Source organism: Pseudomonas bharatica CSV86 (assembly GCF_000319305.2).
Taxonomy (GTDB): Bacteria; Pseudomonadota; Gammaproteobacteria; order Pseudomonadales; family Pseudomonadaceae; genus Aquipseudomonas; species Aquipseudomonas bharatica.
Genome location: NZ_AMWJ02000002.1, coordinates 1446080 through 1468822 on the forward strand (window position 1 = coordinate 1446080; position 22743 = coordinate 1468822).

General features: G+C 60.5%; 27 protein-coding genes, 1 tRNA gene and 1 pseudogene. 11 read left to right on the forward strand and 18 right to left on the reverse strand.

Annotation, left to right across the window (positions count from 1 at the left end; genetic code table 11):
* Positions 1–18: 18 nt before the first annotated feature.
* From hscB to trmJ, 7 genes are all read right to left on the reverse strand, one after another.
* The gene (gene hscB / locus CSV86_RS20480) at positions 19–540 is read right to left on the reverse strand and encodes a co-chaperone HscB (RefSeq protein ID WP_009398509.1); all 522 of its coding nucleotides are present in this window, start codon (positions 538–540) and stop codon (positions 19–21) included.
* A gap of 8 nt (positions 541–548) precedes the next feature.
* Positions 549–872 carry an iron-sulfur cluster assembly protein IscA gene (gene iscA, locus CSV86_RS20485; protein ID WP_009398508.1) on the reverse strand — a complete coding sequence of 108 codons (324 nt, stop codon included), beginning with the start codon at positions 870–872 and terminating at the stop codon, positions 549–551.
* Between the two features lie 28 nt (positions 873–900).
* Complete coding sequence (gene iscU / locus CSV86_RS20490; protein WP_003248539.1) at positions 901–1287, reverse strand: Fe-S cluster assembly scaffold IscU; 387 nt, start codon at positions 1285–1287, stop codon at positions 901–903.
* A gap of 46 nt (positions 1288–1333) precedes the next feature.
* Complete coding sequence (locus tag CSV86_RS20495; RefSeq protein WP_009398505.1) at positions 1334–2548, reverse strand: IscS subfamily cysteine desulfurase; 1215 nt, start codon at positions 2546–2548, stop codon at positions 1334–1336.
* Positions 2549–2591: 43 nt separating this feature from the next.
* Positions 2592–3080 (reverse strand): Fe-S cluster assembly transcriptional regulator IscR, encoded by a 489-nt coding sequence (gene iscR / locus CSV86_RS20500; protein WP_009398503.1) that lies wholly within the window; start codon positions 3078–3080, stop codon positions 2592–2594.
* A 167-nt stretch (positions 3081–3247) separates the two neighbouring features.
* Entirely contained in the window at positions 3248–4030 is a 783-nt protein-coding gene (gene cysE, locus CSV86_RS20505) for a serine O-acetyltransferase (RefSeq protein ID WP_009398501.1), read from the reverse strand.
* Positions 4031–4792: a tRNA (cytosine(32)/uridine(32)-2'-O)-methyltransferase TrmJ gene (gene trmJ, locus CSV86_RS20510; RefSeq protein WP_009398500.1), complete on the reverse strand. Its 762-nt coding sequence runs from the start codon at positions 4790–4792 to the stop codon at positions 4031–4033. It lies immediately after the preceding gene.
* Positions 4793–4943: 151 nt separating this feature from the next.
* Here trmJ and suhB point away from each other — a divergent pair, with 151 nt between their 5' ends.
* The gene (suhB, locus tag CSV86_RS20515) at positions 4944–5759 is read left to right on the forward strand and encodes a type III secretion system regulator SuhB (RefSeq protein WP_009398498.1); all 816 of its coding nucleotides are present in this window, start codon (positions 4944–4946) and stop codon (positions 5757–5759) included.
* A gap of 772 nt (positions 5760–6531) precedes the next feature.
* Here the strand turns inward: suhB and CSV86_RS20520 are convergent.
* The 6 genes from CSV86_RS20520 to queA form a co-directional block, all read right to left on the reverse strand.
* Positions 6532–7080 (reverse strand): glycine zipper 2TM domain-containing protein, encoded by a 549-nt coding sequence (locus CSV86_RS20520; RefSeq protein WP_009399713.1) that lies wholly within the window; start codon positions 7078–7080, stop codon positions 6532–6534.
* A 120-nt stretch (positions 7081–7200) separates the two neighbouring features.
* A complete protein-coding gene (gene secF, locus CSV86_RS20525) occupies positions 7201–8112 on the reverse strand; it encodes a protein translocase subunit SecF (protein WP_009399715.1) in 912 nt (303 codons plus the stop codon).
* Between the two features lie 9 nt (positions 8113–8121).
* Positions 8122–9987: a protein translocase subunit SecD gene (gene secD, locus CSV86_RS20530; RefSeq protein ID WP_009399717.1), complete on the reverse strand. Its 1866-nt coding sequence runs from the start codon at positions 9985–9987 to the stop codon at positions 8122–8124.
* A gap of 60 nt (positions 9988–10047) precedes the next feature.
* Complete coding sequence (gene yajC, locus CSV86_RS20535) at positions 10048–10389, reverse strand: preprotein translocase subunit YajC (protein ID WP_009399719.1); 342 nt, start codon at positions 10387–10389, stop codon at positions 10048–10050.
* 46 nt (positions 10390–10435) lie between these two features.
* Positions 10436–11551 carry a tRNA guanosine(34) transglycosylase Tgt gene (tgt, locus tag CSV86_RS20540; protein ID WP_009399721.1) on the reverse strand — a complete coding sequence of 372 codons (1116 nt, stop codon included), beginning with the start codon at positions 11549–11551 and terminating at the stop codon, positions 10436–10438.
* Positions 11552–11565: 14 nt separating this feature from the next.
* Entirely contained in the window at positions 11566–12615 is a 1050-nt protein-coding gene (gene queA / locus CSV86_RS20545) for a tRNA preQ1(34) S-adenosylmethionine ribosyltransferase-isomerase QueA (RefSeq protein ID WP_009399723.1), read from the reverse strand.
* Between the two features lie 114 nt (positions 12616–12729).
* Here queA and CSV86_RS20550 point away from each other — a divergent pair.
* A tRNA-Leu gene (locus CSV86_RS20550) sits at positions 12730–12814 on the forward strand.
* A gap of 890 nt (positions 12815–13704) precedes the next feature.
* On the opposite strand, the gene CSV86_RS20555 is transcribed toward CSV86_RS20550, so the two are convergent.
* Positions 13705–14424: a DUF8453 domain-containing protein gene (locus CSV86_RS20555; RefSeq protein ID WP_009399725.1), complete on the reverse strand. Its 720-nt coding sequence runs from the start codon at positions 14422–14424 to the stop codon at positions 13705–13707.
* 157 nt (positions 14425–14581) lie between these two features.
* Between CSV86_RS20555 and CSV86_RS32110 the strand changes: the two are divergent.
* Positions 14582–14662, forward strand: a pseudogene (locus tag CSV86_RS32110) (tail assembly protein); the annotation flags it as partial.
* Positions 14663–14678: 16 nt separating this feature from the next.
* Here the strand turns inward: CSV86_RS32110 and CSV86_RS20560 are convergent.
* Positions 14679–14846: a hypothetical protein gene (locus CSV86_RS20560; protein ID WP_009399729.1), complete on the reverse strand. Its 168-nt coding sequence runs from the start codon at positions 14844–14846 to the stop codon at positions 14679–14681.
* Positions 14847–15203: 357 nt separating this feature from the next.
* Between CSV86_RS20560 and CSV86_RS20565 the strand changes: the two genes are divergently transcribed.
* The gene (locus tag CSV86_RS20565) at positions 15204–15449 is read left to right on the forward strand and encodes a hypothetical protein (RefSeq protein ID WP_009399731.1); all 246 of its coding nucleotides are present in this window, start codon (positions 15204–15206) and stop codon (positions 15447–15449) included.
* Between the two features lie 39 nt (positions 15450–15488).
* Here CSV86_RS20565 and CSV86_RS20570 read toward each other — a convergent pair whose 3' ends face one another.
* Positions 15489–15809: a RodZ family helix-turn-helix domain-containing protein gene (locus CSV86_RS20570; RefSeq protein ID WP_009399736.1), complete on the reverse strand. Its 321-nt coding sequence runs from the start codon at positions 15807–15809 to the stop codon at positions 15489–15491.
* A gap of 186 nt (positions 15810–15995) precedes the next feature.
* On the opposite strand from CSV86_RS20570, the gene CSV86_RS20575 reads away from it, so the two are divergent.
* Complete coding sequence (locus tag CSV86_RS20575; RefSeq protein WP_009399738.1) at positions 15996–16736, forward strand: DUF72 domain-containing protein; 741 nt, start codon at positions 15996–15998, stop codon at positions 16734–16736.
* A 144-nt stretch (positions 16737–16880) separates the two neighbouring features.
* On the opposite strand, the gene cadR is transcribed toward CSV86_RS20575, so the two are convergent.
* Positions 16881–17288, reverse strand: coding sequence for a Cd(II)/Pb(II)-responsive transcriptional regulator (gene cadR / locus CSV86_RS20580; protein WP_009403731.1), 408 nt, complete (start codon positions 17286–17288; stop codon positions 16881–16883).
* Positions 17289–17383: 95 nt separating this feature from the next.
* Between cadR and CSV86_RS20585 the strand changes: the two genes are divergently transcribed.
* The 5 genes from CSV86_RS20585 to CSV86_RS20605 all read left to right on the forward strand — a co-directional run bounded on the left by CSV86_RS20585 (position 17384) and on the right by CSV86_RS20605 (position 21584).
* Complete coding sequence (locus CSV86_RS20585) at positions 17384–18280, forward strand: cation efflux transmembrane domain-containing protein (RefSeq protein ID WP_004364974.1); 897 nt, start codon at positions 17384–17386, stop codon at positions 18278–18280.
* A 3-nt stretch (positions 18281–18283) separates the two neighbouring features.
* Positions 18284–18796 carry a signal peptidase II gene (gene lspA, locus CSV86_RS20590; protein ID WP_003821921.1) on the forward strand — a complete coding sequence of 171 codons (513 nt, stop codon included), beginning with the start codon at positions 18284–18286 and terminating at the stop codon, positions 18794–18796.
* Positions 18797–18817: 21 nt separating this feature from the next.
* Positions 18818–20107 (forward strand): ISL3-like element ISPpu12 family transposase, encoded by a 1290-nt coding sequence (locus tag CSV86_RS20595; protein ID WP_004574636.1) that lies wholly within the window; start codon positions 18818–18820, stop codon positions 20105–20107.
* A 185-nt stretch (positions 20108–20292) separates the two neighbouring features.
* Positions 20293–20676, forward strand: a complete 384-nt coding sequence (locus CSV86_RS20600; protein WP_009403054.1) for an aegerolysin family protein — start codon at positions 20293–20295, stop codon at positions 20674–20676.
* A 188-nt stretch (positions 20677–20864) separates the two neighbouring features.
* Entirely contained in the window at positions 20865–21584 is a 720-nt protein-coding gene (locus tag CSV86_RS20605) for an SDR family NAD(P)-dependent oxidoreductase (RefSeq protein WP_009403053.1), read from the forward strand.
* On the opposite strand, the gene CSV86_RS20610 is transcribed toward CSV86_RS20605, so the two are convergent.
* Entirely contained in the window at positions 21525–22043 is a 519-nt protein-coding gene (locus tag CSV86_RS20610) for a sterol desaturase family protein (RefSeq protein ID WP_009403052.1), read from the reverse strand. The two genes, CSV86_RS20605 and CSV86_RS20610, sit on opposite strands and share 60 nt — an antisense overlap.
* 287 nt (positions 22044–22330) lie before the next feature.
* On the opposite strand from CSV86_RS20610, the gene CSV86_RS20615 reads away from it, so the two are divergent.
* Positions 22331–22738: a RidA family protein gene (locus CSV86_RS20615; RefSeq protein ID WP_009404356.1), complete on the forward strand. Its 408-nt coding sequence runs from the start codon at positions 22331–22333 to the stop codon at positions 22736–22738.
* Positions 22739–22743 lie beyond the last annotated feature (5 nt).

Genomic DNA, 22743 nt, shown 5'->3' on the forward strand with positions numbered 1-22743 from the left:
GCCAGCGGCGACACCGGGTTAATCGTCGAGGCGCTCTTCCAGCTGGCGCACTTCATAGGCGAGCTTGTCGAGGAACTGCATGCGGCGCATCAGGCGCTCGGCCTGGTCACGCTGCGCGGCGTCGTTCCAGCACGCGGCGAACTCCTCGTTGAGGGCTTCCTGGGCGACCTTCAGGCGACGCTTGAAGGCGGCGACACCGTCGAGGTCGGCACTGTCCTGGAGATCCTCGAGCTCTTCGCGCCATTGCATCTGCTGGAAGAGAAACTCGGGGTCGTGGACCGTGACTTCCTGCGGCACTTCGTGACCGCTGATCGCCAACAGGTAACGCGCCCGACGGGGCGCGCTCTTGAGGGTCTGGTAGGCCTCGTTGAGGCCGGCGGAACGCTCCAGCGCCAAGCGCTGTTCGCGCTCGCTGGCGTCGGCGAAGCGGTCCGGATGCACCGCGCGGGCCAGCTCGCGGTAGCGAGTGGCCAGCTGGTCCAGGTCCAGACGGAAGTCCGGTTGCAGGTCAAACAGGGCGAAATGACAAGGAGTACCCACGCGCAGCCTCAAACGTTGAAGCTTTCGCCGCAGCCACACTCACCGCGCACGTTGGGGTTGTTGAACTTGAAGCCTTCGTTCAACCCTTCCTTGACGAAGTCCAGCTCGGTGCCGTCGAGGTAGACCAGGCTTTTCGGGTCGATGATGACCTTCATGCCGTGGCTTTCGAAGACCTGGTCTTCGGCATTCGGCTCGTCGACGAATTCCAGCACGTAGGCCAGACCGGAGCAGCCGGTAGTACGGACGCCCAGGCGAATGCCGTCACCTTTGCCGCGTCCTTCGAGGGAGCGCCGCACATGGTTGGCGGCGGCTTCTGTCATGCTGATAGCCATCGGGACTCCTTGACCTGCAACAGGCGGGTTAGATCAAACCTTTCTTCTGCTTGTAATCGCGAACGGCCGCCTTGATGGCGTCCTCGGCGAGCACCGAGCAGTGGATCTTCACCGGCGGCAGGGCCAGTTCTTCGGCCAGCTGGGTGTTCTTGATGGTTTCGGCTTCGTCCAGGGTCTTGCCCTTCATCCACTCGGTGGCGAGGGAGCTGGAAGCGATGGCCGAACCGCAGCCGTAGGTCTTGAACTTGGCGTCTTCGATGACGCCCTGCTCGTTGACCTTGATCTGCAGGCGCATCACGTCGCCGCACGCCGGAGCGCCGACCATGCCGGTGCCGACATCCGGATCCTCGGCGTTCATCTTGCCGACGTTACGCGGGTTTTCGTAGTGGTCGATGACCTTTTCACTGTATGCCATGGTGCAATTCCTTCCTCATCAGGGAGCCGCTCTTGCTGGCGACTACTTAGTGCGCAGCCCACTCGATCTTGGAGATGTCGACGCCGTCTTTGTACATGTCCCACAGCGGCGACAATTCGCGCAGCTTGGTAACGGCCTCGCAGACTTTCTGCGCGGCGTAGTCGATTTCTTCTTCGGTGGTGAAGCGGCCGAAGGTGAAACGGATCGAGCTGTGCGCCAGCTCGTCGTTGCGGCCCAGGGCGCGCAGGACGTAGGACGGCTCGAGGGATGCCGAAGTACAGGCGGAACCGGACGACACGGCCAGGTCCTTGAGCGCCATGATCAGCGACTCGCCTTCGACATAGTTGAAGCTCAGGTTCAGGTTGTGCGGGATACGCGAAGTCAGGCTGCCGTTGACGTACAGCTCTTCCAGGCCTTGTACCTGCTTGAAGAAGCGATCGCTCAGGGCCTTGATGCGCACGTTCTCGCTGGCCATCAGCTCCTTCGCCACGGCGAAGGCCTCGCCCATGCCGACGATCTGGTGGGTAGCCAGGGTGCCGGAGCGCATGCCGCGCTCGTGACCGCCACCGTGCATCGCCGCTTCCAGGCGTACGCGAGGCTTGCGGCTGACGTACAGCGCGCCGATGCCTTTGGGGCCGTAGGTCTTGTGGGCGGAGAACGACATCAGGTCGACTTTCAGCTTCTGCAGGTCGATCTCGACCTTGCCGGTGGACTGGGCCGCATCGACATGGAACAGCACGCCGCGGGAGCGGGTCAGCTCGCCGATGGCCGCGATGTCGTTGATGGTGCCGATCTCGTTGTTCACGTGCATGACCGAAACCAGGATGGTGTCTTCACGCAGCGCGGCTTCGACCAGCGCCGGAGTGATCAGGCCGTCTTCGCCCGGTTCCAGGTAGGTGACTTCGAAGCCTTCGCGCTCGAGCTGGCGAGTGCTGTCCAGGACCGCCTTGTGCTCGATCTTGGAGGTGATGATGTGCTTGCCCTTGGAGCCGTAGAAGTGCGCAACGCCCTTCAGCGCCAGGTTGTCGGATTCGGTGGCACCGCTGGTCCAGACGATTTCGCGTGGATCGGCGTTGACCAGGTCGGCCACCTGGCGGCGCGCGTTCTCGACCGCTTCTTCAGCCTTCCAGCCGAAGACGTGGGAGCGCGAGGCCGGGTTACCGAAGTTCCCGTCGACCAGCAGGCATTCGCTCATCTTCTGGGCGACGCGTGGGTCGACCGGAGTGGTCGCGGAATAATCGAGGTAGATCGGCAACTTCATTGAATATCTCCTATCAGGCAGGCACGTCGCTCGTTCGACACGGTCAATCGACGGCGGACGTTTCAATCTTGTCCAGTGGGGCACGGCCCGCTACGCGGCGCTGGTCCTGGCGCAGGGCGACTTCCTGGACTTCACGGCGGGTCACGAGGTCGGCCAGGCTGATTCCGCTGAGGAATTCATGGATCCGGGCACTGAGATCACACCACAGATGGTGGGTCAGGCAGGTGTCACCGGCATGGCAATCGCCGAGCCCCTGGCAACGGGTGGCATCGACCGATTCGTTGACCGCATCGATCACCTGGGCCACCTGGATGCTTTCCATCACCCGCGAGAGCTGGTAGCCGCCACCCGGGCCGCGCACGCTGGAAACCAGGTTGCTGCGGCGCAGCTTGGCGAACAGCTGCTCCAGATAGGAAAGGGAAATGCCTTGGCGCTCGGAGATGTCGGCCAGGGAGACCGGCCCATTTTGCGCGTGCAGTGCCAGGTCGAGCATGGCAGTCACGGCGTATCGGCCTTTAGTAGTCAGTCGCATGGCTATTTGATACCACGGGGGTTACGGGATGTGTGCGAGTATGCGATTCCCGAGCATTTAAGTCAACTATAAGACCTAGTGCTTTAGTCGGGATTGCGCCTGAACGGCGGCGCAGATCATAGCAAAGTCGGGGCGCGATCACACGCCCCGATTTGCCCGGCGGGCCGTCAATGCGCGGGCGCGTCGCTGCGCAGCTCGCCCTTGACGCAAGCGAAGTCTTCTTCGTGCAGGGCCGGCAGCTCCGTGGCGCGATAGTCGCTACCGAGCCTGGTCAGGGCGCCGCACATGTCCTCCAGGCGTCCATCCACCGCCTGCAGATGATCGAGCAACTGACCGATGGCGCGGGCCACCGGGTCGGGCATGTCCTCGCTGACGCCGTAGGCATCGAAACCGATCTTCTCGGCGATGGCCTTGCGCCGGGCCTCCTGCTCGCCATCGGTCTTGACGATGATCCGCCCGGGGATACCCACCGCCGTGGCGCCAGCCGGCACCGCCTTGGTCACCACCGCGTTGGAGCCGATCTTGGCCCCGGCCCCGACGGTAAACGGCCCGAGCACCTTGGCCCCGGCGCCGACCACCACGCCATCTTCCAGGGTCGGGTGGCGCTTGCCCTTGTTCCAGCTGGTGCCACCCAGGGTCACGCCCTGGTAGAGGGTGACGTCGTCGCCGATCTCGGCGGTTTCGCCGATGACGATGCCCATGCCGTGGTCGATGAAGAACCGCCGGCCGACCTTGGCCCCCGGGTGAATCTCGATGCCGGTCAGCCAGCGCCCGAAGTTGGACACCAGGCGGGCCAGCCATTTCCAGTCCTTTTTCCACAGGCAATGCGCCGCGCGGTGCAGCCAGATCGCGTGCATGCCCGGATAGCAGGTCAGCACCTCAAAGGCATTGCGTGCCGCCGGGTCACGGTGGAAAACGCTTTGGATATCTTCACGCAGACGCTCGAACATTTACTGATCCTTCCGCTTATGCGCATCGCCCCGGGCCGCTTTCTGGGTTTCGGTGAGGATGCCGCGCAAAATACTCATTTCCGAACGATTCACCGCACTGCGCCCGAACAGGCGACGCAGACGCGGCATCAGGTGCTTGGGCTTGGCCGGATCGAGGAACCCGATCTGCACCAGGGTGCTTTCCAGGTGTCCGTAGAACCGCTCCATCTCGTCCATGGTGGCCAGTTCCTCGACCACTTCGTCCTTGTCCGTTTTCACCGCCTGCGGCTCGCGGGCCAGCCAGGCAGTACGAACCTCGTAGCTCAGCACCTGCACCGCCGCCGCCAGGTTCAGCGAGCTGAAGTCCGGGTTGGAGGGGATATGCACGTGGTAGTGACATCGCTGCAGCTCTTCGTTGGTCAGGCCGGCGTGTTCACGACCGAAGACCAGCGCCACCTCCTCGCCCTGCGCGGCGCGGGCGACGGACTCGCTGCCGCACTCGCGGGGATCGAGCATCGGCCAGGGCAGGCTGCGACTGCGGGCGCTGGTGCCGACCACCAGGGTGCAGCCGACCAGGGCCTCTTCCAGGGACGCGACGACCTGCGCGGACGCCAGCACATCATCGGCGCCGGAGGCCCGGGCGCTGGCCTCGGGAGAAGGGAAATCCGCCGGATTCACCAGCACGAGGCGCGACAGTCCCATGTTCTTCATGGCACGCGCAGCCCCGCCGATATTCCCGGGATGACTGGTACAGACCAGAACGACACGAATATTTTGCAGCACGTCAGGCGCTCACAGACATGAAATCAGGGGGGAGCAAATCTTACAGAAGCGACCGGCGTAACGCTACGTAAGCAAATGTTGCCCCACAGTGCCGTAAGTTTTCTGATAGACTGTGCGGCTTTCATTTCTTTAAAACTCAGGTGAAACGTCCATGCAGCCCATGCTGAATATCGCGCTGCGCGCCGCCCGCAGCGCCAGCGAACTGATTTTCCGCTCAATCGAACGCCTGGATACCATCAAGGTTGATGAAAAGGACGCCAAGGACTACGTGTCCGAAGTCGACCGCGCCGCCGAGAAGGTCATCATCGATGCGCTGCGCAAGGCGTATCCGAACCACGCCATCCAGGGCGAAGAGACCGGTCTGCATGCCGGCAGCGGCGAAGGCGAAGACTACCTGTGGATCATCGATCCGCTGGACGGCACCACCAACTTCCTGCGTGGCGTTCCGCACTTCGCGGTGAGCATCGCCTGCAAATACCGCGGCCGCCTGGAGCACGCCGTGGTTCTCGACCCGGTGCGCCAGGAAGAATTCACCGCCAGCCGTGGCCGTGGCGCCCAGCTCAATGGTCGTCGCCTGCGCGTCAGCTCGCGCACCAGCCTCGAAGGCGCCCTGCTGGGCACCGGCTTCCCGTTCCGCGACAACCAGATGGAATACCTGGACAACTACCTGGGCATGTTCCGCGCCCTGGTCGGCCAGACCGCCGGCATCCGCCGCGCCGGCGCCGCCAGCCTGGACCTGGCCTACGTGGCTGCCGGTCGTTTCGATGCCTTCTGGGAATCGGGCCTGTCCGAGTGGGACATGGCTGCCGGCGCCCTGTTGATCCAGGAAGCGGGCGGCCTGGTCAGCGACTTCACCGGTGGTCATGACTTCCTCGAGAAAGGCCATGTGGTTGCCGGCAACATCAAGTGCTTCAAGGCTGTGCTGACGGCGATCCAGCCGCACCTGCCGCCTTCGGTCAAGCGCTGAGTCTCGCCCGGAAATGAAAAAAGCACCTTCCGAGGTGCTTTTTTTATGCCCGGACTTCGGGACCGCCGCGATCCCTGTGGGAGCTGGCTTGCCAGCGATAGCTGTAGTGAATTCACTATAGCTATCGCTGGCAAGCCAGCTCCCACAGGTTAGATGTAGACCCTTGGATCAGGTTACCCTGCTTGTCCAGCGGGAACGCTGAGTCGCACCCGAAAATGAAAAAGCACCTTTCGAGGTGCTTTTTTGTGCCCGGACTTCGGACCGCCGCGATCCCTGTGGGAGCTGGCTTGCCAGCGATTGCAGTGGTGAATTCACTACAGCTATCGCTGGCAAGCCAGCTCCCACAGGTTAGATGTAGACCCTTGGATCAGGTTACCCAGCTTGTCCAGCGGGAGCGCTGAGTCTCGCCTGAAAATGAAAAAAGCACCTTTCGAGATGCTTTTTTGTGCCCGGACTTCGGACCGCCGCGATCCCTGTGGGAGCTGGCTTGCCAGCGATTGCAGCGGTGAATTCACTACAGCTATCGCTGGCAAGCCAGCTCCCACAGGTTAGATGTCGGCTCTTGGATCAGATTACCCTGCTTGTCCAGCGGAAGCGCTGAGTCGCACCTGAAAATGAAAAAAGCACCTTCCAAGGTGCTTTTTTGTGCTCGGACTTCGGACCGCCACGATCCCTGTGGGAGCTGGCTTGCCAGCGATTGCAGCAGTGAATTCACTATAGCTATCGCTGGCAAGCCAGCTCCCACAGGTTAGATGTAGGCCCTTGGATCAAGTTACTGAGCAGGCTGGGCCTGACCCAGCACCAGGTTACCCTGCTTGTCCAGCGGGATCTGCGAGCCTGGATCGCGGTCCATCCGCACCTGGCCGACCTTGTCGCCGATGGTGTACTTCACGTCATACCCGACCACCTTCTCGCTCACGTCATTGACGGTATTGCAGCGGGTCTGGGTGGTGGTGTAGGTGTCGCTGTTCTGCATGTGCTCCTGCACCTTGTTACCGGCATAGCCGCCGCCGACCGCACCGGCCACGGTGGCGATCTTCTTGCCGGTGCCGCCGCCGATCTGGTTGCCGAGCAGGCCACCGGCAAGCGCACCGACCACGGTACCGGCGATCTGGTGCTGATCCTGCACCGGCCGCTGCCGGGTGACCGTGACGTCCTTGCAGACTTCCCGTGGCGTCTTGACGGTCGTCTTGACCGGTTGCACGCCCGTTACCTGGGCGTATTCCGGTCCGTTATTGACCAGGCTGTAGGTCGCGACAGCACCTCCGGCAGTCACACCGACAGCACCCAGTACCGCACCCACCAGCATCGACTTGTTCACGTGAACCTCCTGATTTACCCGCGGGTATCAATCCGCGCTTCTCCCAGCCTTGGAGCAAAAAAAAAGGCGCGAGTTCAACACTCGCGCCCTTCTGTTGCGCCAACGGCGCCGGAAGCTGCCTTATGGACGGTCGTCCACACCCTCGGTCTTGGCCGGAGGAATCAGGTCTTCAGTGGTCAGGTTCAGCCAGATCAGCACCACGTTGGCGATGTAGATCGACGAGTAGGTACCCGCCAGGACACCCACCAGCAGCGCCACCGAGAAGCCCCACAGGTTGTCGCCGCCGAAGATCAGCAGGGCGGCGATGGCCAGCAGGGTGGAGACCGAAGTCGCCACGGTACGCAGCAGGGTCTGGGTGGTCGAGATGTTGATGTTCTCGATCAGCGTCGCCTTGCGCAGCACGCGGAAGTTCTCGCGGACCCGGTCGAATACGACGATGGTGTCGTTGAGCGAGTAACCGATGATCGCCAGCACCGCCGCCAGTACCGTCAGGTCGAAGGTGATCTGGAAGAACGACAGGATACCCATGGTTACCACGACGTCGTGGACCAGCGAGAGGATGGCGCCCACGGCGAACTTCCACTGGAAGCGGAAGGCCAGGTAGATCAGGATGCCGCCCAGCGCCATGAGCATGCCCAGGCCGCCCTGGTCGCGCAGCTCCTCACCCACCTGCGGGCCGACGAACTCGACGCGCTTGACCGTTGCCGGGTTGTCGCCGCCGATTTTCTTCAGCGCGTCGGCAACCTTGTTGCCCAACTGAGGATCATCGCCAGGCATGCGCACCAGCAGGTCGGTGGTTGCACCGAAGCTCTGCACCACGGCCTCGTGGAAACCGGAGTTGACCAGTTCCTCGCGGACCTTGCCCAGGTCGGCCGGACGCTCGTAGGTCAGCTCGATGAGCGTACCCCCGGTGAAGTCCAGGCCGAAGTTCAGGCCCTTGTGGAACCAGCTGAACAGTGCCACCACCGTGAGGAGCATGGTGACGGCGAACGCAATATTGCGCACGCCCATGAAGTTGATCGTACGTAGCATGGCAGCCCCTTAAACCCACAGCTTCTTGATGTCGCGGCCGCCATAGATCCCGTTGACGATCGCACGGGTAACCAGAATGGCAGTGAACATGGAGGTGAAGATACCCAGCGACATGGTGACCGCGAAGCCCTTGACCGGGCCGGTGCCCATGGCGAAGAGGATGCCGCCGACCAGCAGGGTGGTCAGGTTGGCGTCGAGAATCGCCGTGTAGGCACGGTCGAAACCTTCGTGGATGGCGCGCTGCGCCGACATGCCATTGGCCAGCTCCTCGCGGATACGCGAGAAGATCAGCACGTTGGCGTCGACCGCCATACCCATGGTCAGCACGATACCGGCGATACCAGGCAGGGTCAGGGTCGCGCCGAGCAGCGACATCAGCGCCAGCAGCAGGACCATGTTGCCCGCCAGGGCGACGGTGGCGATCAGGCCGAAGAAGCGGTAGATGGCCATGATGAACAGCGAGACGAACAGCATGCCCCACAGCGACGCATCGATACCCTTGGTGATGTTGTCGGCACCCAGGCTCGGGCCGATGGTGCGCTCTTCAGCGAAGTACATCGGCGCGGCCAGGCCACCGGCACGCAGCAGCAGGGCCAGCTCGGACGATTCGCCCTGGCCGTTCAGGCCGGTGATGCGGAACTGGCTGCCCAGCGGCGACTGGATGGTCGCCAGGCTGATGATCTTCTTGTCTTCCTGGAAGGTCTGCACCGCCACGTCCTTCTCGACGCCGTCGACCACCTGCTTCTCGTAGCGGGTGACCGGACGCTGCTCGATGAAGATCACCGCCATGCTGCGCCCGACGTTGCTGCGGGTCGCGCGGCTCATCAGTTCGCCACCATGGCCGTCGAGACGGATATTCACCTGCGGACGGCCGTGCTCGTCGTAGCTGGCCTGGGCATCGGTAACCTGGTCACCGGTGATGATCAAGCCACGCTCGACCGGCGCGGAACGCCCGCCTTCACGGAACTCGAAGACCTCGGTAGTCGCCTTGGTCGCATCAGGGCCTGCGCCCAGGCGGAACTCAAGGTTGGCGGTCTTGCCGAGGATACGCTTGGCTTCGGCGGTGTCCTGAACGCCCGGCAGCTCGACCACGATGCGGTTGGCACCCTGGCGCTGAACCAGCGGCTCGGCGACGCCCAGCTCGTTGACGCGGTTACGTACCGTGGTCAGGTTCTGCTTGATCGCGTATTCACGGATTTCCGTGATCTTCGCCGGCGAGATCGCCAGACGCAGTACCGAGAGGTCGTTACGCTCGGTGGTGGTCAGGTCGAAATCGTTGAAATTCTTGCGGATCAGGCTGCGGGCCTGTTCGCGGGTCGCATCGTCGGAGAAGCCCAGCTGGATGCCACCATCCTGCTGCGGCAGGCTGCGGTAGCGGACCTTCTCTTTGCGCAGGAGGCTCTTGACCTCGCCTTCGTAGACTTTCAGGCGCGCGGCCATGGCCTTGTCCATGTCCACTTCGAGCAGGAAGTGCACACCACCGGACAGGTCGAGACCGAGTTTCATCGGGTGAGCGCCGATGCTGCGCAGCCATTGTGGCGTGGTCGGGGCCAGGTTCAGCGCCACCACGTAATCATCGCCCAGTGCCTTGCGCACCACGTCCTTGGCCGGAAGCTGGTCTTCCTGCTTGACCAGGCGCAGCAACGCACCCTTGCCGTTCTCGCCCAGAGTAGCGGCCTTCACCGCGATACCGGCATCGCCCAGCGCCTTGCTGGCACGGTCCAGGTCGGCCTGGCTGACCTGCAGCGCAGTGCTGGCGCCGCTGACCTGCACAGCCGGATCGTCAGGGTAAAGGTTGGGAGCGGAATAAATAAAACCGATCGCCAGTACCGCCAGGATCAGTGCGTATTTCCATAGAGGAGTTTTGTTCAGCATCACGCCGCCCGTTCAAGACGCGGGGCGCCTTGCGCGCCCCGTCGATTGGATAAAAACTAATCAGATCGCTTTCAGCGTACCTTTCGGCAGGGTGGCCGCGATGGCGCCCTTCTGGAACTTCAGTTCGACCGAGTCGGACACTTCGAGTACCACGAAGTCATCGCTGACCTTAACGATCTTGCCGGCGATGCCGCCGTTGGTGACGACTTCGTCGCCCTTTTGCAGGTTGCTCAGCAGGTTCTTCTGCTCTTTGGCACGTTTGGCCTGTGGGCGCCAGATCATCAGGTAGAAGATGACCAGGAAACCGACCAGGAAGATCCACTCGAAGCCGGTACCGGCCGGGCCGGCAGCAGCGGCTGGGGCAGCGGCGTCCGCATAAGCGGCAGGAATCAGAAAGCTCATTTGGCACTCCAGTTGCAAAAGTTATGTTTGTCAGGATGGCAAAACATCAATCCAAAGGCGGCACGGGGAGTCCGCGTTTGGCATAAAAGGCGTCGACAAAGGCGGCCAATGTACCTTGTTGAATTGCCTCGCGCAAACCAGCCATCAGGCGCTGGTAATGACGCAAGTTGTGGATTGTATTCAACATGGCGCCGAGCATTTCGCCGCATTTATCCAGGTGATGCAGATAGGCGCGGGAGAAGTTCTGGCAGGTGTAGCAGTCACAGGTCGGATCCAGTGGCGAATCATCATGACGATGGAACGCGTTGCGGATTTTCAGCACGCCGGTATCGATGAACAGATGGCCGTTCCGCGCATTGCGGGTGGGCATCACGCAGTCGAACATGTCAACGCCGCGGCGCACACCCTCAACAAGATCCTCCGGCTTGCCAACCCCCATAAGGTAACGAGGTTTGTCAGCGGGCATCTGCCCCGGCAGGTAGTCGAGCACCTTGATCATCTCGTGCTTCGGCTCGCCCACCGACAGGCCGCCGATGGCCAGGCCATCGAAGCCGATCTTGTCCAGGCCTTCCAGGGAGCGCATGCGCAGGTCCTGGTGCATGCCGCCCTGGACGATGCCGAACAGCGCCGCCGTGCTGTCGCCGTGGGCGTTCTTCGAGCGCTGGGCCCAGCGCAGCGACAGCTCCATGGAGATGCGCGCCACGTCTTCGTCGGCCGGGTACGGCGTGCACTCGTCGAAGATCATCACGATGTCCGAGCCCAGGTCGCGCTGGACCTGCATCGATTCTTCAGGGCCCATGAACACTTTCGAGCCGTCCACCGGGGAGGCGAAGGTCACGCCCTCTTCCTTGATCTTGCGCATCGCCCCCAGGCTGAACACCTGGAAACCGCCGGAGTCGGTAAGGATCGGGCCTTTCCACTGCATGAAATCGTGCAGGTCGCCGTGGGCCTTGATCACCTCGGTGCCCGGGCGCAGCCACAGGTGGAAGGTGTTGCCGAGGATGATCTCGGCGCCGATGGCCTCGATGTCCCGAGGCAGCATGCCCTTGACCGTGCCATAGGTGCCCACCGGCATGAACGCCGGGGTTTCCACGGTACCACGGGGGAAGGTCAGGCGGCCGCGACGGGCCTTGCCGTCGGTGGCCAGCAACTCGAAGGACATACGACAGGTGCGACTCATGCTTGATCCTCGGGGCCGCGCGGCGCCGGATTGCGGGTGATGAACATGGCATCACCGTAACTGAAGAAGCGGTACTCGTTGCTCACCGCCGCGGCGTAGGCGGCCATGGTTTCCGGGTAACCGGCGAAGGCCGAAACCAGCATCAGCAGCGTGGACTCGGGCAAATGGAAGTTGGTGACCAGGGCATCGACCACATGGAACGGACGGCCCGGGAAAATGAAGATATCGGTATCGCCGCTGAACGGCTTGAGCACGCCATCGCGCGCCGCGCTCTCCAGCGAGCGCACGCTGGTGGTACCCACCGCCACCACCCGGCCACCGCGCGCACGGCAGGCGGCCACGGCATCCACCACATCCTGGCTTACTTCGAGCCACTCTTTATGCATGTGGTGGTCTTCGATGCGTTCCACCCGCACCGGCTGGAAGGTGCCGGCGCCGACATGCAGGGTCACGAAGGCGGTCTCGACGCCCTTCTCGGCGATCTTCGCCAGCAGTTCCTCGTCGAAATGCAGCCCGGCGGTAGGCGCGGCCACCGCACCGGCGCGCTCGGCGTACACGGTCTGGTAGCGCTCGCGGTCGGCGCCCTCGTCGGGGCGGTCTATATAAGGAGGCAGCGGCATATGGCCGACGCGGTCCAGCAGCGGCAACACCTCTTCGGTAAAGCGCAGCTCGAACAACGTATCATGGCGCGCCACCATCTCGGCCTCGCCACCGCCCTCCACGAGGATCTGCGAACCCGGCTTCGGCGCCTTGCTCGAGCGCACATGGGCCAGCACGCGATGGCTGTCCAGCACCCGCTCCACCAGGATCTCCAGCTTGCCGCCGGACGCCTTCTGGCCGAACAGACGGGCCGGAATCACCCGGGTGTTGTTGAACACCATCAGGTCGCCCGGGCGCAGGTATTCCAGCAGATCGGCGAACTGCCGATGCGCCAGCGCCCCGCTCGGCCCATCGAGCACCAGCAGGCGACTGGCGCGCCGCTCGGCGAGTGGATGGCGGGCGATCAGGGAATCGGGCAGTTCGAAAGAAAAATCGGCGACGCGCATGGGCAATGGGGGTACGGGTTCGACAGGGCCGGGAAGTTTAGCCGAAAGCGGAAAAATTGACCATGAAAGCTGATTGACCAACGGTAGGTGGCTCTTTATACTCCGCCGCCACATGCCCTGATGGCGGAATTGGTAGACGCGGCGGATTCAAAATCCGTTTTCGAAAGGAGTGGGAGTTCGAGTCTCCCTCGGGGCACCAAGATCGATGAGAAAGCCGACTTTTTAGTCGGCTTTTTTGTGCCTTAGATTTAGAGGTGCGGCGCTGCATTTTCTCTGTGGGGAATCCGCCCAGCCTTTCAGGCTGCGCTGTCGCGCAGAGAACAGTTCCAAAGCACGACGCGTACCCTGTGGGAGCGGGTTCATCGGAACGCCGAACCGCCGCGATTGCGGTAGTGAATTCACAATAGCAATCGCGGGTGACCCCGCTCCCACAAGGCCCTGCAAATCAAAGAGTTATGTTTTGTTCTATGAGAGCAAGCTTGCTCGCGAAGGGTCGCAAAGCGGCCCCAAATCCTGCCATCCTGCCCTACCCGCAATGCGCGCCCCCAAAACTCCTCGACCGTGATTGACACTCCTACGGACTTATCTATCCTTGCGCACGAGGACTGCAACTGCGCATATGTCGGGCCTGGGTACCAGCAAACGCCTCCCCGCGAGTCGGCAGCAGAGAAAGCTGGTTTCTCTGAAGTAGTGACGACGGCATTGTTCGTCGGATCCTGAACCCAAGGTCGTGAGACCGGAGCTAAAGGATCGCTGCGGCTACTCCTCGAAAACCTCAAATCGCCCCTCCGGCTCGCTCCATGGATCACAATCCCCTCCAGTGTGCGGCCTTGAATTGCGGCATTACAGCGTTAAGTGTCCCCCCGCACCCTTCACACCTCGTCACCTCCCCTTTCCCGAGCGGAGGACGCTTTTCTCCGTCTGTTATCGCCGAAACCCCAAACCTCTCCCCGCATGCAATTGGCAACTCACCTGTGTAATGACGCCGGTAGAGGGTCATCAGGCCCGAGGGCCACCCCGCAATTACCTGACCCTTCGACATCCATGAGCGATAGGCTTTCATATACGAAAATGAAATGCAGTAGCGCTCTATGAGCCGGCCCCCGGCGCCACATCATCACTCGACTGCTGACCGGCTCCTGCAGACATCCTTCTAGGCTCAACACGATCAAGAGCGGCACGAGTCTCTTGTCGCTCCTGCCTGCGATCACCAGACGTGTACACATCGATTTTCAGGCGTCTGGAGCGCACCATTGAGCCTAGGCTTTTCTCCACCTTTTCAAGGCTCCGTGCCAAGTCGATCATGGGATCTCGCCCTAGTTCACTCGCCCCTATGTAATCCGCCATACTCAAGGTGTATACATTGGTCTCTCTGGGTTTATCTTTGCTGCCGTGGCGCCATGACACAGTGACTTCGAACGACTTACCTTCAAGGACGTTTATGTCGGCCAGATAGCTGCGCAGCTCTTGTCGTGGCTTTAAAACGCTCACCTGCTCAAATGGAATTTTCGCGTCCTCTCTTCGCGCCTCACCATTCTCGAGCGGAGGGTTGAAAGCAATTTTGATATCGTAGGCTGTGGCGTTACCCGTGTTTTCGACTACAAGATCGAAATGCCGCAGAGACCAGCGGTTGGGGGCCAAGGTCGCGACCACGTGCGGCTGGTCTGACGCCTCGACCATCCTGGTGGTCTCCTTGGCGAGCAGTTTTGTGACGCGCCACAAGAATATCGTGGCAACGGCTGTCACAAAGGTGGCAAGTACTCCACCAAAGTCCAATAGCGCGCTTATCCAGCTTTCCTGCTCAGCCATGATTCCGTCCGTGGTGGTTTCCGTGAGTGCTCCGCAGAACTATAGAACCTCCTCCGATCTGAGGAGGCCGACTGCAGAGCTAAAATGTGAGCAAGAAAACCCTAAGCACCTATTAACAACCAGCAGAATCAGGGAAATAAGGAAATCTCTGAGACTCCCGGTGCCGATCTGCATCGGCAAGCGCCGCTGGGGCGGGGCGATCATTTCCGCATCGATCTATGCTAAGGACAGAGCTTAAAATCTCAGAGTCATGTTCAGGAGAACAGCCCGAAAAGTATCCAGCTCATAGCCAGCACGAAAACTGCCATCGCAGCCGCTGACAGCAGCATGTCGCGGGTCTCATGCTGGGAGCCCACGCGAACCTCGATGCTGAGCTGAGCCAACGTTTCCCGCATCAGCTTGATCACTTGTTCGTGGCTCATGGCCGTCCTCACTTGCCAGGAGCGGGATTTAAACGGTGTTGCATACAGCAACGAAAACGCCCCGATTTCCGACTTTCTTGTAGGCAATTTCCCAAGCATACTCCCCCACCCCGCCAGGCGGTTGCGTCCTCTGGAAACGGTGCCTACGCTTCGCCGGTCGTTGCCAAATCAACGACCGGATTAGCAGTCCGGCCATGAGAGAAACCACCAGCGTGCTTTGCGGCGGCTGTATGTGTGGGCACCTTCGGGTGCGCCGGGTTTTTCTCTCATGTTCCGGTCTGCTAACCCGCATACAGTCGCCACCATACGTTTAGCAGCGATACGGAGCGCCCCATCGATACATGAGAGAGATCCGTAATGAAAAAACTCGTACCCGATCCACCACCCGTTCTCTGCATCCGCGCCGGCATGTCGCCCGACGAAGCCATCTACACGGCTGACAAGCATCTCAAGAGCGCATTGTCCTCACTTAACGAACTGCCTGAACAGGCATTGCCGATGAATCAGACAAGGCTCACAGGTGCGATCCTTAATCTGAAAATCGGCAGAACGTTGCTGACTATCGCGAGAACAAAGTCAACGGCCTGCCTGCCGATTGAGTAACCCTCACGCCGCGGTTCAACGCCGCGGCATCGCTCTTCCCTAGAAGTCCTCCCGCGCCGCCCGCCTGTACCGCACCCGCCTTCCCTTGTTCGTTTCCTCCATAGCCAAGTATGAAATCGACGGGTCTTCGAGCGAACGGAAGATCTGCTCCATCAGCCCCAACTGCCACAAAACAAGCATCAGATTCCTGGTGCTCACAGATGGATCGCCGCTCTCGATGCGACGGAGCATCCTTTCAGGTACGCCAAGCCGGTGAACAACATCTTTCTGCCTGATCTGCTGAGCAAGGCGTGAGGCCTTTACCATCAGGCCTATCCGGCGAAGGGTCATGGTGCAGTCGATAGGAAAGTAATCTTTCATAAGCAGTCTGAATCCGGCTGGTTATTCGCACATCAGGTTGCGGTTAAGCATGCAGAAAGAAGCCGTTTAATCGATATAAACAGATTGAAACAGCCGGTTTATCCGGCATCAGTGTCGAACCTCGATGAAACCCACCCCACCCACCACCACTCCATAAACCAAGCCCCCAAAAACGAGCCCCACCCCATGATCCACCTTGGCTGCGCCGGCTGGAGCCTGTCCCGCGATTACGCCGAGGCCTTTCCCGGGCCCGGAAGCCATTTGCAGCGTTATGCCAATGTGCTGAATGCAGTGGAGATCAACAGTTCGTTCTACCGTCCGCACCGGCCAGCGACCTATGCGCGCTGGGCCGAGTCGGTGCCGGCTGGCTTTCGCTTTGCGGTGAAGGTGCCGCGGACGATTACCCATGAGCGCCGCCTGGTGGATTGCGCCGGGGAACTGGACGGCTTTCTGGCGCAGTGCAAGGAACTGGGCGAGCGCCTGGGTGTGTTGCTGGTGCAACTGCCGCCGTCGCTGGTGTTCGAGGCACAGGTGGTCGAGCGGTTTTTCTTGGCGCTGCGCAGTCAGTACGACGGTGCCCTGGCGGTGGAGCCGCGGCATGCAAGCTGGCTGGCAGCAGATGGGCTGTTGAAGGACATGCGCGTGGCGCAGGTCGCGGCGGATCCGCCACGGTTCGGCGTCGATGAGGCGCCCAAGGGATGGCCAGGGCTGGCCTATTGGCGGTTGCATGGCTCACCCCGGATCTACTTCAGCGAGTATCCGCAGGAGTGGTTGCGGGATTTGGCTGGGCGTTTGAAGGAATGCGAGAGAAACGGGTGCGAGACCTGGTGCATCTTCGACAATACGGCGGCAGGTGCAGCGTTAGGGAATGCATTGAGCGTGAGGCAATTGATCGGGTCGGGTGCCGACAGTGCTGCATGGCCGTGAGTCGGTTATTGCTTATAAAACCGTAGTTTGACTTTCACGCGGGCAGCTACATCTTTGGGGTAAGCGGATTAAATGGTTGATCTTACCTTTGCATGAGAGTGAGACAGACCGGCATCTCATCGGATTATCTGGTTGATGCTTCACCTACTGCTGGTGCATGTTTCCTTCGCTAATTCCAGCAAGAACCCCACACGCCTCAACTTCCCGGTCATCGTTGCAACTCGCTCTCAGTGAAACGAGTTGTTTCTCAAGCGCTTGCAGAGCGGTTATCTGCGACCGCACATGAGAGATGTGATCATCGAGCAAGGCGTTGACGGCGGTACAAGGCTGATGAGGGTCGTCCTCATAGCTCTGTAGTTCGTGAATCTCAGCCAGTGACAGGCCCAGGATTCTGCAGCGACGGATGAAGGCCAGCCCCTCACCATGCTTCTCGGTATAGACACGGTAACCGTTGTCCTGCCGATCAGGCGGCGGCAACAAGCCCTGCTGTTCATAGAAGCGGATCGTCTGTGTTTCGACCCCTACCAACTGCGCCAACTGACCAATGCGCATCAGCCTCCTCCCCAACGGATTCTTTACTCTATTGACCTTATAGTAGCTTTATAGTTTTAAATGGTACCACAACATTGTTCAAGTGGAGTCGTATCATGAGCAAATCCTGTGGTGGCGCCTGTGGCGGTGATGCAACGTCCGCAGCGGATACCGATATACAGGCCTCCTCCGAGGCGCCAGGGAGATGGGTCAGTGTTTATGCCGTGCCGAAGATGGACTGTCCATCAGAAGAACGAATGATTCGCCTAGCCCTGAACGGCTTTGAGGAGATTCGGGCGCTGTCCTTCGACTTGTCGAACCGCCGGCTGAAGGTCGTGCATGACGGCGAGGTCGAGCCCGTCACCTCGAAACTGAAGACCTTGGGGCTAGGCGCCTCGCTTCAGGAAACCGTCGCTGCAAATCCGGAGACCATCAAGGCCGCCGAGTTTTCGGCAGCTTCTGCTAAGCAAGAATCCGGGACCCTGCGCTGGTTGCTCGGCATCAATGCACTTCTGTTCGTGGTGGAAATGACTGCCGGTCTGATCGCCCGGTCCACCGGCCTGATTGGAGAATCCCTGGACAATTTTGCCGATGCGGCGGTGTACGGGCTTGCCCTTTATGCGGTTGGACATAGCGTGAAAATGCAGGTACGTGCCGCGCATCTTGCTGGTGTACTGCAACTGATCTTGGCTGTGGGCGTGCTCGTAGAGGTGGTGAGACGCTTTGTATTCGGTAGTGAGCCTGAATCGCTGGTGATGATGGCTATCGCATTCGTCGCATTGATTGCCAATACCAGTTGTCTGCTGCTCATATCCAAACATCGGGAAGGCGGGGCGCACATGAAGGCAAGCTGGATATTCTCGGCCAACGACGTGGTGATCAACCTGGGGGTCATCACCGCCGGCGCCCTGGTCGCGTGGACCGGTTCCAATTATCCGGATCTGATTATCGGCACCATCGCGGGGGGCATTGTACTTAACGGTGCCAGACGCATTTTGGCGTTGAAGGGTTAAATAATGCTCATTATTGGCAAAAAGCTCTCGCCGTATGCCCTATTGTCCATATCGGGCCTGCTGGCAGCGTCTGATCAGGCTGTAAAGTGGCTGGTGCAGCAATCAATGGCCTATGGCGAGTATGTTTCGGTGACCCCGTTCTTTAACTGGGTGCACCTATGGAACACCGGTGCCGCATTCAGTCTTTTTGCGAATGGTGGAGGCTGGCAGCGCTACTTTTTTATCGGAATCGCGGTAGTGGTCTCGATTTTTCTGATCAAGCTGATCCTTGAAAATCGTCATAAAGGAGAAGCCATCGCTTACAGTCTTATCCTCGGTGGCGCCATGGGCAACCTGATTGACCGGGTCTTTCGCGGCTATGTTGTGGATTCCTTTGATTTCTATTGGCGAGACTGGCATTGGCCGGCCTTCAACCTGGCTGATATTGCAATTGTCCTCGGTGCCTTACTTTTCGTTTCCAGCAGCTTGTTGGGTAAAAAAGCAAACACCAATGCCGAGTCGGATGGATCTGACTGACACCTACGCCTATACAACACCATGACCGAACTTCCCGACAACATCCTTCACCTGCCGCAATACCAAGTACTGGGCTGCAAATCAACCGACGACGAAATGCACTTCCAGGTGGACGTGCCCGATCCCATCGCCTGCGAGGAATGCGGCGTGCAGGGTGAGTTCGTACGGTTCGGCAAGCGTGACGTTCCCTATCGTGATCTGCCCATCCACGGCAAGCGGGTCACTCTCTGGGTGGTCCGCCGCCGATACACCTGCCGGGCCTGCAAGACAACATTCAGGCCCCAGCTACCGGAGATGGTGGACGGATTCCGTATGACACTGCGGCTGCATGAGTACGTGGAGAAGGAATCCTTCAACCACCCCTACACCTTTGTGGCGGCACAGACCGGCCTGGACGAGAAGACGGTGCGCGACATCTTCAACGCCCGCGCCGAGTTCCTGGGGCGCTGGCACCGCTTCGAGACGCCCCGCATCCTGGGCATTGACGAGCTATACCTGAACAAGCGCTACCGCTGCATTCTGACCAACATTGAGGAGCGAACCCTGCTCGACCTGCTGGCCACCCGCCGCCAGGACGTGGTGACCAACTACCTGATGAAGCTGAAAGACCGGCAGAAGGTCGAGATCGTCAGCATGGACATGTGGAACCCCTACCGGGCAGCGGTCAAGGCTGTGCTGCCCCAGGCCCGTATCGTGGTCGATAAGTTCCATGTGGTGCGCATGGCCAACGATGCCCTAGAGAGAGTGCGCAAGGGCCTCAGAAAGGAGCTGAAACCGTCCCAGAGCCGGACTCTCAAGGGAGACCGGAAAATCCTGCTGAAACGCGCTCACGAAGTCTCAGACCGGGAGCGCCTCATCATGGAGACCTGGACAGGCGCGTTCCCGCAACTGCTGGCCGCCTACGAGCACAAGGAGCGCTTCTACGGCATCTGGGACGCCACCACACGGCTCCAGGCAGAAGCCGCCCTGGACGAGTGGATAGCCACCATCCCGAAGGGCCAAAAGGAAGTCTGGAGCGATCTGGTCAGGGCAGTGGGAAACTGGCGCGAAGAGACCATGACCTACTTCGAGACGGACATGCCCGTCACCAACGCTTACACGGAGTCCATCAACCGACTGGCCAAGGACAAGAACCGTGAAGGGCGCGGTTACTCCTTCGAGGTGATGCGGGCACGAATGCTCTACACCACGAAGCACAAGAAGAAGGCACCGACTGCGAAGGTCTCTCCTTTCTACAAGAAAACCATCGGTTACGGACTGCCGGACTTCGCAGAGGAACTCAACTACGGAGTCGATCTATCAACCATCTGAGGGTGGTATCAGATTGATGGGGTGAAGGTGCCCCATCAACCATTAAATCCGTATACCCCATCTTTGCCGGAACGGACTTATTTGCTTTGCACGCGCACTTGTATCAGTTGACAGTACATTGCCAAAGTCCACAAATTGACAACGCCAACCGGCGTTTCTCAGCATCGATAAAAGGACTTATACCCATGGCCGCACGAAGCGTTGATGTTTATTTTGAAAACTACCTCAACTACAGCCTGAGCCTGAAACAGGACTCCTTGAAACTCGATCACGGAATCTGGGACATATATCCGCCGCAGAAGATCGTCCAGGCAGACTCGGGCACTCCCGGCAAGGGCCACTGGAAAACCGAGTCCGAGGGCTTTGCCACCGGCACCGAAGGCTCCTGTACCTATGCCTTCTACGACGCTGCCGCCGACCAGATCTGCTACGTCAACGTTCATTGGGACGACCCCTACGCCGGCTCCAATGAATATGACATCACGACCGACAGTGTGAATGCCAAGGTTTCCTACAGCGGCGGTGACGGGGACAATGCTTCGGTGACGTTCAAGATCGAGCCGCGCTAATAGCTTCCGCGCATCCTGATACTTAGCCGATAACTTACAAGCAAACTTCCCCACCTGAAAAGAGAGCAATAAACTTGCTCTCTTTTTCTTTATGGCCGCCAGCATTCACATCCTGAAACATCAAGCTCTTTGCTATCACCCTTCCCGTCTGCTTGCATGCCTGGCGCCAAACACAAGGAGTGATAGCAATGAAAACCATGGTTATCGGGGCCAGCAAAGGCCTTGGCAGAGCCCTGATGGAAGGACTGGGCAACAACGGCGACACGCTGGTCGGCGTTTCCCGCACCTGCCCCCGCGATGTGAAACCGTTGCCTGGTGTGAGTCTGCAATGGCTCCAGGCCGATCTCGGTCATCCCCTCAAGGCTGCCGATCTGCTGGCCGGGTACAGTGCGGAAACCGGTCTCGACACCCTGGTCTACAACCTCGGCATCTGGGAAGACGCCGCCTTCGATGATCATTACAGCTTCCTGAGCGACCGCGACGATCAGTTGCAGGCTATCGTCGATTGCAACATCACCGCGCCGATCCTGCTGATCAAGCGCTTGTTGCCGATCCTGCTGCGCAGCGAGCGCCCGCGCATCATCCTCACCGGCTCCACCTCGGGCCTGCCACGGAGCGGGCGACCGGAAGTGACCTTCGGCGCCAGCAAGTTCGCCCTGCGCGGCATGGCCGAGGCCCTTCGCGAGGGCTGCCGCGAGCAGCGCCTGGGCGTGACCTGCCTGAGCCTGGGCTACCTGAATACCGAGGACCCATTGGCCACGCCCCGCGAGCAGGCCGAGCGGCGCGGCGAAGGCGAGTTGATCCCGCTGCATGACGTGGTGCAGGTGGTACGGATGGCCCTGAGCCTGTCAGCCGCGAGCTTCGTCAAGGAAATCACCCTGCCGGCGATCCTCGACCCGCGCTTCTGACTCACGCATCTCCCGCAACTGCCGCTTGATCACCCGCACCGGCGGCGCATACAGGAAGCCGAACGACACGCTATTGCGCCGCCCCTTCACCGCATGGTGCATCAGGTGTGCCTGGTACAGGCGGCGCAGATAGGGATGGCGCGGCTTCGGGCGCACAGGCCAGTGGCGGTGGACTATGCCGTCGTGGACCAGCACATAGATGATCCCGAACGCCGCCACGCCCGCACCGATCCATTGCAACGGGTCATGCCCGGCGTTGCCCAGCACGATCAGGGTAATCGCTACCAGGGCGAGGACCAGCAGGTAGACGTCGTTGGTCTCGACCACACCCAGGTGCGGCTCATGGTGCGAGCGATGCAGGAACCAGCCGGGCCCGTGCATCACGTACTTGTGCGCAAGAAAACCGACACCCTCCATGGCGACCAGGGTGCAGAGGAAGATGGCGAGGTGGAGGATCATGTGCAGCCGGTGCCGGGTATGAGGGGTGGGCGTCAGATTAGGGGAAGTGGCAGGGAGAATCCATGACGGGATTGTCATGTGGCGATGGGCTGGCAACATCGATCGGAAGAACGACGCGGATATTGTGGGAGCGGGTTTACCCGCGATTGCGGTAGTGACTTCACTACCGCAATCGCGGGTAAACCCGCTCCCACAGGGGCCGCGGCGTTCTCTGGATTTTCCTGCTTGACCTCAACCTAACTAGAGGTCTGAAACTCCTCCGCTCTTTCCTCCTGTGGAGTTTCGCCATGACCGCCCCTTTCCAGCTGTTCAATCCCGAAGGCCTCTACGACCCCAGCGCCAACGCCTATTCCCATATCGCCGAGGTCAAGGCCGGGACGCGCTTGCTGTTTCTCGCCGGGCAAGGTGGCGAGGACCTGAGCGGCGCCCTGTCGCCGGTGTTCGCCGAACAGGCGCGGCAGGCCCTGGCGAACGTGCGCACGGCCCTGGCGGCGCGGGGTGCCGGGATTGGGGATGTGTTCAAGTTGACGTTGTTGATCGTCGATCATTCGGCAGAGCGGCTGCGGGATTGGGTGCAGGTGACGGATGAGGTGTGGGAGGAGAGGATGAAACCGGCCTGTACCTTGATTCCGGTGCCGAGGTTGGCGCTGGAGGGAATGCTGGTCGAGGTGGAGGCTGTGGCGGTCGGGCAGTAACACCA